This window comes from Butyrivibrio sp. X503 (assembly GCF_003625475.1).
Lineage (GTDB): Bacteria > Bacillota > Clostridia > Lachnospirales > Lachnospiraceae > Butyrivibrio.
The window spans coordinates 575,527-589,518 of record NZ_RAIQ01000001.1 but is presented as its reverse complement, the minus strand read 5'-3'; the positions used below and the strand labels follow the sequence as shown (position 1 = coordinate 589,518).

At 41.2% G+C, this 13,992-nt stretch carries 13 protein-coding genes; 11 read left to right on the top strand and 2 right to left on the bottom strand.

The window, feature by feature from the left end; translation table 11 throughout:
* Positions 1-2: 2 nt before the first annotated feature.
* Positions 3-1,151 (bottom strand): Ig-like domain-containing protein, encoded by a 1,149-nt coding sequence (locus tag D6853_RS02680; protein WP_158588644.1) that lies wholly within the window; start codon positions 1,149-1,151, stop codon positions 3-5.
* A 265-nt stretch (positions 1,152-1,416) separates the two neighbouring features.
* Here D6853_RS02680 and pth point away from each other — a divergent pair, with 265 nt between their 5' ends.
* The 6 genes from pth to D6853_RS02650 all read left to right on the top strand — a co-directional run bounded on the left by pth (position 1,417) and on the right by D6853_RS02650 (position 9,066).
* Positions 1,417-1,986, top strand: a complete 570-nt coding sequence (gene pth, locus D6853_RS02675) for an aminoacyl-tRNA hydrolase (protein WP_120656294.1) — start codon at positions 1,417-1,419, stop codon at positions 1,984-1,986.
* Complete coding sequence (gene mfd, locus D6853_RS02670; RefSeq protein ID WP_120656245.1) at positions 1,986-5,543, top strand: transcription-repair coupling factor; 3,558 nt, start codon at positions 1,986-1,988, stop codon at positions 5,541-5,543. The genes pth and mfd overlap by 1 nt, the downstream gene beginning before the upstream one ends.
* 111 nt (positions 5,544-5,654) lie before the next feature.
* Positions 5,655-6,845 (top strand): pyridoxal phosphate-dependent aminotransferase, encoded by a 1,191-nt coding sequence (locus tag D6853_RS02665; RefSeq protein ID WP_120656244.1) that lies wholly within the window; start codon positions 5,655-5,657, stop codon positions 6,843-6,845.
* A gap of 21 nt (positions 6,846-6,866) precedes the next feature.
* Positions 6,867-7,523 carry a phosphatase PAP2 family protein gene (locus D6853_RS02660; protein WP_120656243.1) on the top strand — a complete coding sequence of 219 codons (657 nt, stop codon included), beginning with the start codon at positions 6,867-6,869 and terminating at the stop codon, positions 7,521-7,523.
* Positions 7,524-7,705: 182 nt separating this feature from the next.
* The gene (locus D6853_RS15370; protein WP_199712991.1) at positions 7,706-8,428 is read left to right on the top strand and encodes a DUF6465 family protein; all 723 of its coding nucleotides are present in this window, start codon (positions 7,706-7,708) and stop codon (positions 8,426-8,428) included.
* 92 nt (positions 8,429-8,520) lie between these two features.
* Positions 8,521-9,066: a prolyl-tRNA synthetase associated domain-containing protein gene (locus D6853_RS02650; protein ID WP_120656242.1), complete on the top strand. Its 546-nt coding sequence runs from the start codon at positions 8,521-8,523 to the stop codon at positions 9,064-9,066.
* Positions 9,067-9,096: 30 nt separating this feature from the next.
* Here the strand turns inward: D6853_RS02650 and D6853_RS02645 are convergent, their stop codons facing one another.
* Entirely contained in the window at positions 9,097-9,681 is a 585-nt protein-coding gene (locus D6853_RS02645; RefSeq protein ID WP_120656241.1) for a hypothetical protein, read from the bottom strand.
* A gap of 144 nt (positions 9,682-9,825) precedes the next feature.
* On the opposite strand from D6853_RS02645, the gene D6853_RS02640 reads away from it, so the two are divergent.
* The 5 genes from D6853_RS02640 (at position 9,826) to grpE (ending at position 13,974) form a co-directional block, all read left to right on the top strand.
* Entirely contained in the window at positions 9,826-10,608 is a 783-nt protein-coding gene (locus D6853_RS02640) for a metallophosphoesterase (RefSeq protein ID WP_120656240.1), read from the top strand.
* A gap of 153 nt (positions 10,609-10,761) precedes the next feature.
* Positions 10,762-11,115, top strand: a complete 354-nt coding sequence (locus D6853_RS02635) for an ArsR/SmtB family transcription factor (protein ID WP_120656239.1) — start codon at positions 10,762-10,764, stop codon at positions 11,113-11,115.
* A 57-nt stretch (positions 11,116-11,172) separates the two neighbouring features.
* Positions 11,173-12,036, top strand: a complete 864-nt coding sequence (locus D6853_RS02630) for an aldo/keto reductase (protein WP_120656238.1) — start codon at positions 11,173-11,175, stop codon at positions 12,034-12,036.
* Between the two features lie 187 nt (positions 12,037-12,223).
* Complete coding sequence (gene hrcA / locus D6853_RS02625) at positions 12,224-13,258, top strand: heat-inducible transcriptional repressor HrcA (protein ID WP_120656237.1); 1,035 nt, start codon at positions 12,224-12,226, stop codon at positions 13,256-13,258.
* A 38-nt stretch (positions 13,259-13,296) separates the two neighbouring features.
* The gene (grpE, locus tag D6853_RS02620; protein WP_330541199.1) at positions 13,297-13,974 is read left to right on the top strand and encodes a nucleotide exchange factor GrpE; all 678 of its coding nucleotides are present in this window, start codon (positions 13,297-13,299) and stop codon (positions 13,972-13,974) included.
* Positions 13,975-13,992: the final 18 nt, after the last annotated feature.

Genomic DNA, 13,992 nt, shown 5'->3' with positions numbered 1-13,992 from the left:
TATCAATCCGGAATTACGATAGTAACACCAGGAGCATCATTATCATTGTCGTAATTTATTGTATAATCATTACCTTCTTTTAGAATGTAGCCATTGTAGCTGACTTTAATAGTAGGCTTTTTTGTGTCGTTGCTATAATCGCTGAATTCAATTTTTAAGCCTTCTTTTATTTTGCCTTCATCGGGATCAGAAACAGTTATTTCGCAAGTAGCTTCGAAATTTCCATCCTCTGACTTTGCGGTAATTACAGCGGTTCCACTACCGAAGCCGGTAACTACTCCATCATCTGATACGTTTGCTACATTATTATCGCTGGAACTCCATGTTACATTTTTATTTGTGACATCTTCGGGTGAAAAACTCACAGAAAGCTGTTTGTGCTCTCCTTTACTTAGCGTGCATGCTGATTCAGAAATGGAAATTCCCTCAACAAAATTTATTTCTGACTTTGGAATTACTTTTATAGATCCATAAGGGTCTTCGCCTAGTGATAATAAGGGATGGTGATAAATTGCAGAAGAGAAACTCTCGCTAGGTACTGCATTCCAAGGCGAAGTAACATACTCATTTTCACCAATGTTGATGTTAGAAGCAACTATATTATCGGTACATTCAATATGACCACCATTTATAGTTACATTAGAGTCCTTACCAGAATAAAGAATTTCAGATGCGCATACCATACCATCGTTCATTATGAAATAGCCATTATCATCCGATTGACGAAATCCTCTTGGTGAAGAAAAGGACTTATCATTCATTCCAACTGTTTGTTCATTAATTTTGATTGTTCCACCATTTATTATGTAATTTCCTATTAAAGAGTCGTTAGATGTAATTGAACCGCTGTTTATAGTTATTTTTCCTGAACCAAATGAGAAGATGCCTGAGTTTTCATTGTACTCGTTATCATCAAGGGTTAGTGTTTCGGAACCTTTGATTGTAAGGTCACAATAATAAACATTAATTTGGGAAAGTCTTTTATCTGTGTCAATGTTTAACATGCTATCTTCATATATTTCCAACACCTGCCCTTCTTCAAGATCACTAAGATTAATGGTTTTGGGTTCTGCCGCGAATGCAGGCTGGTTGAATGCTATCAATGACAGCATTAGTGATAAAGCGATAATACTTATAATACTTTTTTTCATAAAACCCTCCATAAAATTTTTGTTGTTGTGTATACACTAAAATAATTTTAGCATAGATGTGTGACAATCACGCGCATATTTTTCAAATTGTTGCAAAAGAGAGAATTTTGTTCAAATAACAATTCAGAGAAAAAGAGGGCGCTCTTCATGATTGGATTAAAGATTAGATGGTATAATGCAATTATGTTGAATTATCGGAGGATATATAGTAGTGTTAGGAATACTGAAAAAGCTATTTGGAAATAAAGAAGAGGAAACAGGTAAAATGATAGTTATAGCGGGACTTGGTAATCCCGAAAAAAAATATTTCGGAACAAGGCACAATATCGGATTTGATGTTATTGACGCTTTGTCTGACAAATACAATATAGAGCTGACAGAGACCAAGTTTAAAGCGGCGTATGGTAAGGGAAGAATAGGAAGTCAGAGAGTCATCCTAGCAAAGCCCCTTACTTATATGAACTTAAGCGGAGAAGCCATCAGGCCTCTTTGCGATTACTTTAAAGTAGATACAAAGACTGAACTCATAGTCATATCCGACGACGTGGAACTTGATGAGGGTAATATCAGAGTAAGACCCAAGGGAAGCGCGGGCGGACACAATGGTCTTAAGAATATAATCAAGCTTCTTGGACACGACGAGTTCTCAAGAGTGAGAGTCGGTGTCGGAAAGAAGCCTAAGGAATACGACATGGTGAACTGGGTTCTCGGTCACTTTGAAGGAGAGGCAGCAGTTCTTATAAAGGAAGGAAAAGAAAGAGCTGTAGCAGCGATAGAAGAGATAATTGAAAACGGCGTGGACAGCGCCATGAACAAATACAACGGGAAGAAATAATGAGAGCAATCACGAGTCCTTTAAAGGAACTTAAAGAATTTGATGAAATAAATGAGTATCTCGATAAGCCCTTCGCCTGCGCAGAGGTGACGGGCTGTGTTGATTCGCAGAAGCTTCATTTTATAGACGGACTCGGCGCTGAGTTTAAGTATAGGATCATCGTTACTTACAGTGATCTTAGGGCAAAAGAGATTTATGAAGACTACAAGTTTTACGACAAGAATGTCACAGTCTATCCCGCCAAAGACCTTATCTTTTATCAGGCGGATGTTCACAGTAACGAAGTTGTAAGACAGAGAATCCGCTGCATGAGAAGGCTTCTTGAGGGGCGCCCGGTTACAGTCGTGACTACTTTCGCAGCGCTCATGTCACCACAGATAAAGCCCGAAGTAATCAAAGAAAGTATATTAAGCATCGATAAGCACAGACCCATAGATGAAAGAGAGATCGCAAGAAAACTTGTATCAATGGGATATGTAAGAAACTACCAGGTCGAGGGACCCGGTGAATTTTCCGTAAGAGGAGATATCGTTGATGTCTTTGATCTAACGGAAGACAACCCATACAGAATAGAGCTTTGGGGAGATGAGATACAGTCGATAAGAAGCTTTGACATCCTGTCGCAGAGATCACTTGAAAAGCTTGAATCGATAGATATCTATCCCGCATCCGAGATTATCCTGGATGACGAGCGTCTTGAAAAAGGAATGCTTAGGATTGAGGAAGAAACGGATAAAGCATACGAGGCTCTCAGAAAAGAGTTTAAGACCAAGGAAGCACATCAGCTTAAGAAGCTTACCGAAGAACTCAGAGAGCAGCTCTTTGAGCTTCATTCCATGGTGAATCTTGAGAGCTACATCAGATATTTTTACGACGACACTGTCACTATGCAGGAGATGTTTCCTAAGGGAAAAAGCTGCATTTTTATAGATGAACCCCAAAGAGTTTTTGAACATGCAAGTGCGGTTGAGCTTGAGTTCAAAGAGAGCATGACTCACAGAGCAGAAAAAGGATATGTGCTTCCGGGGCAGATGGACATTCTTTATTCTGTGGATAATTGTATCGCCAGAATGGGAAACGGAAGAAGAGTTCTCATATCTTCTCTTCAGATGCCCAAGAACCAGAATCCTTTTAATCCGGAAAAGAGCTGGGATATAAGAGCAAGGAGCGTTGCGCCTTACAATAACAGTTTCGATTCCCTTGTATCCGATCTTAAGAACTATTCCAAGAACGGATACAGGGTTCTTATTCTGTCCGGATCAAGGACAAGAGCCAAAAGAATCGTCGAAGATCTAAGAGATAATCTTGTTACCGCTTTTTACAGTGAAGATCCCGGAAGAGTTCTGCAGCCCGGCGAAATAATGACTTACTACGGCAGGATATTAAAAGGCTTTGAGTATCCTGACATAAAGTTCGCGGTTATTGCTGAGAGTGATATTTTCACCGAGCACGTAAAAAAGAGAAAGAAGAAAAAGTCAAAATATACCGGAGAAAAGATCTCAGATTTCGCCGACCTTAAGATCGGAGACTACGTTGTTCATGAAGAGCACGGACTCGGAATCTACAGAGGTATCGAGAAGGTTGAGACTGACCACGTCGTCAGAGATTACATAAAGGTTGAGTACGGCGGCGGAGGAAATCTTTATATTCTAGCGACCGGCCTCGGCGTTATTCAGAAGTATGCTTCCGGAGGAGATTCCGAGAACGGACACAAGCCAAAGCTCAATAAACTCGGAACACTTGAGTGGACACATACCAAGAGTAAGGTAAAAGCAGCTGTAGAAGAAGTTGCGCAGGATCTTGTCGAACTCTATGCAAAGAGGCAACAGACCAAAGGCTATGAGTTTAGTAAAGATACCGTTTGGCAGCAGGAGTTTGAAGATTCTTTTCCCTATCAGGAGACAGAAGATCAGTTGACTGCAATTGAAGACACCAAAAAAGATATGGAGTCCTCGGTTATCATGGACAGACTTATCTGCGGTGATGTCGGATTCGGAAAAACGGAGATCGCGATCCGTGCTGCGTTCAAAGCAGTGCAGGATGGAAAGCAGGTAGCGGTACTGGTACCGACAACAATTCTTGCGCAGCAGCACTACAATACTTTTGCCGAGCGTATGCGTAACTTCCCCGTAAGAGTCGATCTTATGTCGAGATTCAGGACTACGTCCGAGCAAAAAAAGACTGTTGAAGATCTTAAGAAAGGTCTGGTTGATATCGTGATCGGTACGCACAGACTCCTTTCAAAAGATGTTGCCTATAAAGATCTCGGACTACTTATCGTTGATGAGGAACAGAGATTTGGAGTAACGCACAAAGAAAAAATAAAGACCATGAAAGAAAGCGTTGACGTTCTTACACTGACGGCAACGCCTATTCCGCGTACGCTCCACATGTCACTTGTTGGCATCAGAGAGATGTCTGTTCTTGAGGAAGCGCCGAATGACAGACTTCCTATCCAGACTTATGTCATGGAGTACAACGATGAGCTTGTGAGAGAAGCTATTGTAAGAGAGCTTGCAAGAGGCGGTCAGGTCTACTATGTATACAACAGGGTAAATACGATCGCGGATACAGCGGCGCAGATACAGAAGCTTGTCCCGGAAGCCAATGTCGCTTTTGCTCACGGACAGATGAAGGAATCCGAGCTTGAAAGGATCATGTATGATTTCATAGACGGAACGATCGATGTACTCGTATCGACAACCATCATTGAAACGGGACTTGATATTCCGAACGTAAATACAATGATCATTCACGACTCCGACAAGATGGGACTGTCACAGCTCTATCAGCTTAGAGGAAGAGTCGGAAGGTCCAACAGGACAGCTTATGCATTCCTTATGTACAAAAGAGATAAGATGCTAAAAGAGGTTGCGGAGAAAAGACTTTCTGCGATCAGAGAGTTTACGGATCTCGGAAGCGGATTTAAGATTGCGATGCGTGACCTAGAGATAAGAGGAGCGGGAAGTCTCCTTGGAAAAAAACAGAGCGGACACATGCAGGCGGTCGGCTATGACATGTACTGCAAGATGCTCGAGGAAGCCGTAAGACATAAGAGAAGCCTTGGCGGAGATGATACGGAAGAAATATTTAATACTTCGATCGATCTGGATGTCAGCGCATTTATTCCCGACACATATATACTAAACGAAGAGCAGAAACTTGAAATTTACAAGCGAATAGCAAGTCTTGAAAATCAGGGTGAGTGCGATGATATGAAGGATGAGCTCATCGACAGATTCGGAAAAGTTCCGGATACCGCGATAAATCTTTTGCGCATATCACTTCTCAGAACAAAAGCGCATTCTCTTTTTATCTATGAGATCAAGGGCGGTGGCGGCAAGATAGAGATCAGCGTAAGCCCGACAGCCAAGATAAAGGCAGAGAACATACCTGCGTTTCTTGATTCGTACAAAGGAAAGATGGTATTCCATACGGCCAAGACACCTGTGTTTGTATATAAGTATGTGAAGGATAAAAATGCGAATAAGGCAGAGCGTCAGCTTTTGGACGACGCCGAAAAAATCGTGGCGAAGATGGAAGAGCTACTTCTTTGAAGATGTGGTATTATGGAAGGCAGATGTTTTCATTTATAAAAAGAATTTTTTGTTAGGGCGGGATTTCTTTTGTCCCCAATATAATAAGTAGTACGGAGGAGATTAGAAGTAATGATCAATGAAAGTTTTAAGAGCATGCTCGGAGCAAAGTCCGTTATAAGAGAGCTTTCAGAGTATGCTACAGCAAGAGGAAAAGAGATCGGATACGAGAACGTTTTTGATTTCAGTCTCGGAAATCCAAGCGTTGAAGTTCCCAAGGAATTCACGGACGAGATGATAAGACTTCTTCAGGAAGAGGATACAATGACTCTTCACGGATACACACCGAGTCTTGGTAATCCTTTATACAAAGCGGAGATAGCAAAATCACTTAATGAAAGATTCGGAATGAACTACGGTCCCGAGCACATCTTCCCTACAACGGGAGCTGCAGGAGCTATCGCGCATGCTGTTCGTTCGATAACAAAACCCGGAGACGAAGTGATCGCATTTGCTCCTTTCTTCCCCGAGTACGGACCTTACATCACGGGAGCAGGCTGCAAGCTTAGCATCGTTCCTGCAGATACAACAAGTTTCCAGATCAACTTCGAGAAGTTTGAAGAGATGTTAAATCCCGGAGTAATGGCTGTTCTTGTAAATACACCCAATAACCCTTCGGGTGTTGCATATTCAACAGAGACACTTACAAAACTTGCCAAGATCCTTACTGATAAATCAAAAGAGTACGGACATGTTATTTATCTTATGTCCGATGAACCATACAGAGAGATCGTGTTTAAGGGCGCGGATGCTCCTTACGTATCAAAGTTCTACGACAACACACTTAGCTGTTATTCATTCTCCAAATCACTTTCACTTCCCGGAGAAAGAATCGGTTATGTTGCCGTTAATCCTGCATGCGAAGGTGCGGAGTTCATTGTTCCCATGTGCGGACAGATCTCAAGAGGAACAGGTCATAACTGTCCACCCTCGATCATTCAGATGGCAGTTGCAAAAGTTTGCGGCATGACAGCAGATCTTTCTGTTTACGAGACCAACATGAACATCATCTACAACACACTTGTAGAGCTTGGATTTGAAGTGGTTAAGCCCGGCGGAACTTTCTACATCATGCCAAAGGCACTTGAAGAGAACTCAATCGAGTTCTGCAAAAAGGCCAAAGACTATGATCTTATCTTTGTTCCGACAGACGGATTCGGAGCACCCGGATATTTCAGAATGGCTTACTGCATCGATACCGAAAAAGTAGAAAGAGCTATGGAAAGACTTCGTAAATTTGTAGCAGAGGTTTATGGAAAATAATTTAAAGGTGGTAGTTTAAATATGAATAATAAAAAGACGACAAAACCTTTTGTGTTTTTTGTTATAACCGTTGTATATACATTGCTTATCACATTCGTTGACAGAAAGCCCGTCGGCGCGGAAGGAACAAGCGTAGGCTTTTCTTGTTTCAACACAGTGATACGTGATGCGATAGGACTTAATGTTATGTGGGACAAGATCACGGATGTGTTTATGCTCGTCGCAGTTCTTGTTGCATTGTACTTTGCAGTGATGGGACTTCTTAGTCTGATCAGGGAAAAGAGTCTTCTTAAAGTAGATAAAGATCTCTATGTGCTTGCCGGAATTTATGTTGTGATCGCAATTCTTTATGTTGCTTTTTCAAAGATACCGATCAACTACAGACCTTTTCTTTCACCCGGAGAGACTGAGCTTGAGACATCATTTCCATCAACACACGTACTTGTTGTAGGAACTATTTTAAGTACTGCAGTTATTAATCTTAAAAAGAAAATCGAAAATCAAAAACTTATAAAAATAATAACTTATGTTTCTGTTTTTATTATCGTGATGACTGTGATCGGAAGACTTCTTTCGGGTGTTCATTGGTTCACTGATATAGTCGGCGGAGTGCTGATGTTTCTTACACTTACGGCAGCTTATGCTTCCGTGGCAGACAGGGTTTCTTCAAAAGATTGAACTAAATAATTAGAAAAAATGCGGCGCTGTGTTTTGTGATGACCTCGAAACACAGCGCTGTTCTTGTGTGCGGACGTTGACAATGTATCAAAACAAGCGTAAACTATATTACGTAACTACTTTATTGTTATAACGAGCTATAAAAAAACATAATGTTTTTTCTTATTGAGGAGGATGAATAAATGGCTGAGATTAACAAACCCGAAGCTACTATCAAGCCTGTTGCAACAATCAAGACACCTACAGTTACAGCAGAGGTGAAGCCTGCGGCAGCACCTGCTAAGCCTGAAGTAAAGGCTGAAGCAAAGAAGCCCGCTGCAAAGAAACCTGCAGCAAAGAAGACAACAGCTAAGAAGTCTACTGCAAAGAAGACTACTGCGGCTAAGAAGACAACCGCAAAGAAGACAACAGCTGCTGCTTCTAAGACTACAGCTACAAAGACAGCTGCAAAGAAAACAACAGCCAAGAAAGCTACAACAGCTAAGAAGGCAACAACAGCTAAAAAAGCTACAACAGCTAAGACAGCTGCAAAGAAAACAACAGCCAAGAAAGCTACAACAGCTAAGAAAACAACAGCAGCTAAGAAGACTGCTACAAAGGCTACGGCAGCAAAGAAGACAACAGCAAAGAAAACTACAGCTAAAAAGACAACGGCTAAAAAGTCTACTGCAAAGAAGACAACAGCTAAGAAGGCCGTTACCAATATGAAGGTTAATATCGAGCTTCAGTATTCTTACAAGCATCTTCCTTACGATGATATCGTTGCAAGCGTAAAGGATAATTATAAGAATGAGATGGCCGGAGATGTTAACGGTATCAAGAAGCTCAGCATTTATATCAAGCCCGAAGAGAATGCAGCATACTATGTTGTAAACGATAAGGTTCAGGGCAAGGCTGATATCTGATGATTGAAGCTTAAATGATTTGATATTAAAATAGCAATTGTCCAGTATAATGGATAATTGCTATTTTTTTTATACATGAAAGGAATAGGATAATGGAATTATTTGACGGAAGACCCGATAGCACAGAAGGAAGACTTTCAAGAGAAGTTCGCACTTATGATTTTCTTGATAAGCTTGGAATAAATTATAAGAGAACAGATCATGCTCCCGCAGACAATATGGAAGCATGTAATGAAATAGATAAGGTGCTTGAAGTTATTATTTGCAAGAACCTTTTTCTTTGCAACAGACAGAAGACAAAATACTATCTTCTTATGATGCCCGGGGATAAAAAGTTTAAGACAAAAGAGCTTTCGTCTCAGATCAACTCAGCAAGACTTTCATTTGCGGATGCAGATGATATGCTTAAGTTTCTTGATATCGAGCCGGGCGCTGTCAGCATCATGGGACTCATGAATGACAAGGAGCATGCGGTTCAACTTCTTATTGATGAAGATGTAAAGAAGGGTGAATACATTGGATGTCATCCATGTGTATGTACATCAAGCCTCAAGATCAAGACAGAAGATATCTTTAATAAGTTCCTGCCCGAAGTTGGACATGAACCCATGATCGTGCATCTGGTTGGTGAAGATTAAAGAAAAAAATGAAAGCTCTCCGAATCATTTTTATTGATCCGGAGTGTTTTTGCATTCGTCGTACGCTTTTAAATACAATGACTTTTCATATTTCGAAAAATCATTTGATTCCAGATCTCTTATCCTATAAAAGAAAGAGTAGTTTTCATCAAGCCATGTATTGACATCATTATAAAAATCTATGGATTCTTTATCTTCATCCATTTGCTTGTAATAGTTATTTACGGTCTGCATCTGGAGCACGCCGTTTACGGCTCTTCCGATCCTTCCTATATTCGGAACGGCGTTTCCGTCTTTTAAACGCTGCGGATTAATAGTGAATACATAAACATGTCCGTCGCGCTCTGCCATAAATCCGTGAGCAAAGTTGTTTGATAAACCAATGCATCTGAATGCAACTATAAGACCGCCAAGTCCTAAAACGGTAACGATTATGAGAACAATGATACCGACGTTTGTAAGACCGCCATGCGAATCTGTAAGAGATTTATTATTTATCACAAAGGCGGCGATGCCTCCTATAAAGAGGAGAATGCCTGTAAGTGCGATCATTCCCAAGCTGTCCGGAACGTTTTTAAAGAAGTATACTTTTAGATCTTTTTTGTTTTCACTCATAAATAATGTCTCCAATCATCAATAATCTGTTATTTTTTATCATTAGAATTTTATCACAAATACAGTGATGAAACTAAAACAAAGTGTATAATGTTTACTTAGAGTAAATGCTTTTAGCATATTTCAGATTAAAGGAAAGACAACATGGCGACATACGTAATATCAGATCTTCACGGGCAATATAAAATGTTTTTAAAGCTACTTGAGAAAGTGGCTTTTTCTGACGCGGACGAATTATATATGCTCGGTGATGCGGTGGATCGCGGACCCGACGGAATAAAGATCTTGCAGCATGTGATGAACTCTCCCAACATGCATTTTCTTTTGGGAAACCATGAGGTCATGATGCTTGAAGTGCTTGATCCGCGCGGAAGCGCCAAGTCTGATATAAGCGGTTATCATGGACCGGAAGCTGACAGATGGCTTTGGTGGAACGGAGGCGACAGGACATTCAACAAGTACAAACGCCTCAAGAAGGAAGAGCGTGTGAAGCTTATGGACTGGCTTTATTCCTGTCCGCTTTCATTAAAGATAGAAGTAAATGAAAAGATATTTCTTTTAACCCATACGGCGTTCTTGCCTGACAAGATCGATATACCTTTTAAAGAGATGGATGAAAATGATGTGAATTACATTGTTTGGAATTCTCCTTTCAGGCCGGACCTTTATAAGGATATTCGCGATTATATCTACTACAAGCCGTGGACGTTTATCATTGGTCATGTTCCCGCATGTTACATGGCAGATATCGTATACGGCGAAGGCGAGCATGAGCTTTCGTCTTTTACCGTAGAGAATGTGATCGATATAGATGGCGGCTGCGCAAGCGGCGGGAGAGATAATAAAGATTCAAGAGGAGCTATCCTCTTGAGACTTGATGATATGAAAGAATTCACGATGACTTTTGCCGAAACGGATAAAGGGTGAAGTCTGCGCTTTTTTCTATGGGATTTTGAATCCGTCTTGATTTTCTTTACGAATGATCTGTCAAAAGAAAATGATGCTATAATGCAACTGTTTAAACAAATGAACAGATTAACTGAAAGCGATGTGCACCCAAAAGCACATCGGAGGTGATCCATGGACTCCAAAAAAGAATCAAAGAAATTACAGTCTGAGTTTAAAGAATGTCAGAAAATGCTTGCGGCGATCGGTGATGAAACGAGGCAGTACCTGATGTCTGTGATGATAATGGAAAAATGCGGAGGAACGAGAGTGGTAGATCTGGCTGAAAAGACGCATCTCTCAAGACCTGCCGTTTCTCATCATATGCAGATATTAAAGGACGCGGGATTTGTTACTTCAAGAAAAGAAGGAACAATGATCTATTACTCTATCAATGCGGACAGAGCGGGAATAAAGAAGGCCAGAGATCTGCTTGATCATATTGAGGAACTGTTAAACGAGGAATGCTACTATGAAGAAGATTTCTGAGAATGCCTGCACAATAAGATGATTCTTTTCAGACTCTGATTTCGGAACAGGAGACGAATGGAATACACAACATTATCTAACGGTGTAAAAATGCCTATGCTTGGATATGGCGTTTACAAGATCGAACCACAAGAGTGTGTCAGATGCGTGCAAGATGCGATAGGTGCGGGAAACCGTCTGATAGATACAGCACAGTTTTATAAAAATGAAGAGGCAGTCGGAGAGGCGATAAAAAAGAGTGCGGTGCCCAGAGAAGAATTTTTTATAGTCGACAAAGTCTGGATAACCAATTCGGGATATATAAGAGCCAAAACTTCTATAGAAGAATCACTTTTAAAATTACAGACGCCGTACATAGACTTACTCCTTATCCATAAGCCCGCCGGTGATTACTTCGGGATCTACCGCGCAATGGAGGAAGCGTATCGGGAAGGAAAAGTAAGAGCTATCGGAGTTTCTTCTTTTAATGAAAAAGAACTTCGTGAGATTTATGAGTTTGCAGAGATCAAGCCCATGGTCAACCAGGTCGAGACTCATGTTTTTTATCAGAGAAAAAAGCTTCATGAATGCATGGAAGAGCTTGGAGTCAAGCATATGTCCTGGGCGCCGTTTGCGGAAGGGAAAAGAAACATCTTTGAAAATCCGGTCCTTACCGAGATAGGTAAAAAGCACATGAAGAGTTCTTCGCAGGTTTGCCTGCGCTACATGCTCCAATCGGATATTATCCTTATACCTAAATCCACACATATAGAAAGAATGAAGCAAAATCTTGATATATTCGACTTTGAACTGGATCGGGAAGATATGGAGAAGCTCAGGGAACTCAATGAGGAAAAGGGAATTTCACCGGTTGAGATAAGCGGGTTTACCGGAGGATTGTATTACTTCTTTTTTAAGGCAAAAGAGTTCTTTAATAAATAATAAAAAATCTGTAGATTCGAAATGCGATGAGCCGCAAGTCGAGTTTACAGATTTTTCATTATTTCAGATAGTTGACATCATCCTATGGTAGTGATATTTTAATGTTAGCACTCAATCATGGTGAGTGCTAACACTTTAAAAACCATCCCATGAATTTAACCGGTGAATACATAGGAAGGTGGACATTTTGGAACTTGATGAGAGAAAAAGAAAAATACTTAGAGCAATAGTTCAGAACTATTTGGAGACGGGCGACCCTGTCGGAAGCCGTACAATCTCCAAATACACCGATCTTAACTTAAGCTCCGCTACCATCAGAAATGAGATGGCGGATCTCGAGGAGATGGGGCTTATTATTCAGCCACATACTTCCGCGGGACGTATTCCTTCGGATCAGGGCTACAGAGTTTATGTAGACGAGATGCTTAGGGATAAGGAGAAGGAAGTTGAGAACATGAAGGAGATGCTTCTTGATAAAGAAGAAAAGCTTGAGAATCTCCTTAAGCAAGTGGCCAAGACTTTAGCGATCGACACCAATTATGCCACGATGATCTCAGCGCCTCAGATCAAGAAGAACAAGCTCAAGTTCATACAGATTTCCAAGGTAGATGATGAGCATCTTCTTGCGACTATTGTTATAGAAGGCAACGTCATCAAGAATAAGATTATTCCCGTTGAGGAAGTTCTTGACGATGCGACTATGCTCAAACTCAACATACTTTTGAATACCAGACTGGACGGACTTGCGGTTGAGGACATTAATCTCGGACTTATATCCGCAGTTAAGCAGGAAGCGGGTATTCACAGTGGAATTATCGGAAACGTGATCGACGCTGCGGCTGAATCAATCACTGCAGATGAAGATCTTCAGATATACACGAGCGGAACGATGAACTTTTTCAAATATCCCGAACTTACGGACAGCACCAAGGCGGGTGAACTCATCAGCACATTTGAGGATACCAAGGATCTTGGCAGTATCGTAGAGGGAACTCTTTCCGCAGAGACGGATGAGACCGGAATTCAGGTTTACATCGGAAGTGAGACTCCCGTACAGGCGATGAAGGATTGCAGCGTTGTAACCGCAACCTATGAGCTTGGAGACGGAATGAGAGGAACGGTCGGAATAATCGGTCCCAAGAGAATGGACTACGACAAGGTTATCTCAACACTTAAGAATATGAGACATGCCCTAGACGATCTCTACAAGAAGGGCAAGTAGTACTTTGATAAAAAGAAATAAGTTCAGGAGGCAATGAGTTGAGTAGTACAGATAAGCAGGCTCAGTCAAAGGCAAAGAAGCCTGTGAGCGAGAAAGAAAAAGAAGTTCTCGAGAACATCATGGATGAACTTGAGAAAGAGGCTCAGGAAAAAGAAGAAACTGTAGCCAAGACAACGGAAGCAGAGGCTGCAGAGGCCAAGGCGGAAGCAAAAGGCGATGAAGCCGAAGAAGCTTCGGAGGATAAGAAGAAAGGTCTTTTTAATAAAAAAGAAAAGAAAGATCCTCTTAAAGAAAAAGTTGACGAGCTTAACGATAGACTTATGAGACAGGTCGCTGAGTTTGATAACTTCAGGAAGAGAACAGACAAGGAAAAGGCTCAGATGTTTGAGCAGGGCCAGGGCAGTGTCCTTGAGAAGCTCCTTCCCGTAATAGATAATTTTGAGCGAGGCCTTCTGGCAGTTCCCGAAGAGGAAAAAGACGGAGCCTTTGCGGATGGCATGAACAAGATCTACAAGCAGCTCATGAAGCAGATGGAAGATCTTGGAGTAACCCCAATTGAAGCTGTGGGTAAAGAATTCGATCCAAACCTTCACAATGCGGTTATGCAGGTGGACAGCGAGGAGTATGAATCCGGAGTTGTTGCACAGGAACTTCAAAAGGGATATATGTTCCACGATACCGTGCTCAGACACAGCATGGTTGGTGTTTCGAAATAAAAAAATACAGAAGATTAA

What these genes read in the sequence shown, in the direction of transcription:
- D6853_RS02680 (WP_158588644.1), bottom strand. Translation starts at nt 1,151, where the DNA reads ATGAAAAAAAGTATTATAAGTATTATCGCTTTATCACTAATGCTGTCA.
- pth (WP_120656294.1), top strand. Translation starts at nt 1,417, where the DNA reads ATGATAGTTATAGCGGGACTTGGTAATCCCGAAAAAAAATATTTCGGA.
- mfd (WP_120656245.1), top strand. Translation starts at nt 1,986, where the DNA reads ATGAGAGCAATCACGAGTCCTTTAAAGGAACTTAAAGAATTTGATGAA.
- D6853_RS02665 (WP_120656244.1), top strand. Translation starts at nt 5,655, where the DNA reads ATGATCAATGAAAGTTTTAAGAGCATGCTCGGAGCAAAGTCCGTTATA.
- D6853_RS02660 (WP_120656243.1), top strand. Translation starts at nt 6,867, where the DNA reads ATGAATAATAAAAAGACGACAAAACCTTTTGTGTTTTTTGTTATAACC.
- D6853_RS15370 (WP_199712991.1), top strand. Translation starts at nt 7,706, where the DNA reads ATGGCTGAGATTAACAAACCCGAAGCTACTATCAAGCCTGTTGCAACA.
- D6853_RS02650 (WP_120656242.1), top strand. Translation starts at nt 8,521, where the DNA reads ATGGAATTATTTGACGGAAGACCCGATAGCACAGAAGGAAGACTTTCA.
- D6853_RS02645 (WP_120656241.1), bottom strand. Translation starts at nt 9,681, where the DNA reads ATGAGTGAAAACAAAAAAGATCTAAAAGTATACTTCTTTAAAAACGTT.
- D6853_RS02640 (WP_120656240.1), top strand. Translation starts at nt 9,826, where the DNA reads ATGGCGACATACGTAATATCAGATCTTCACGGGCAATATAAAATGTTT.
- D6853_RS02635 (WP_120656239.1), top strand. Translation starts at nt 10,762, where the DNA reads ATGGACTCCAAAAAAGAATCAAAGAAATTACAGTCTGAGTTTAAAGAA.
- D6853_RS02630 (WP_120656238.1), top strand. Translation starts at nt 11,173, where the DNA reads ATGGAATACACAACATTATCTAACGGTGTAAAAATGCCTATGCTTGGA.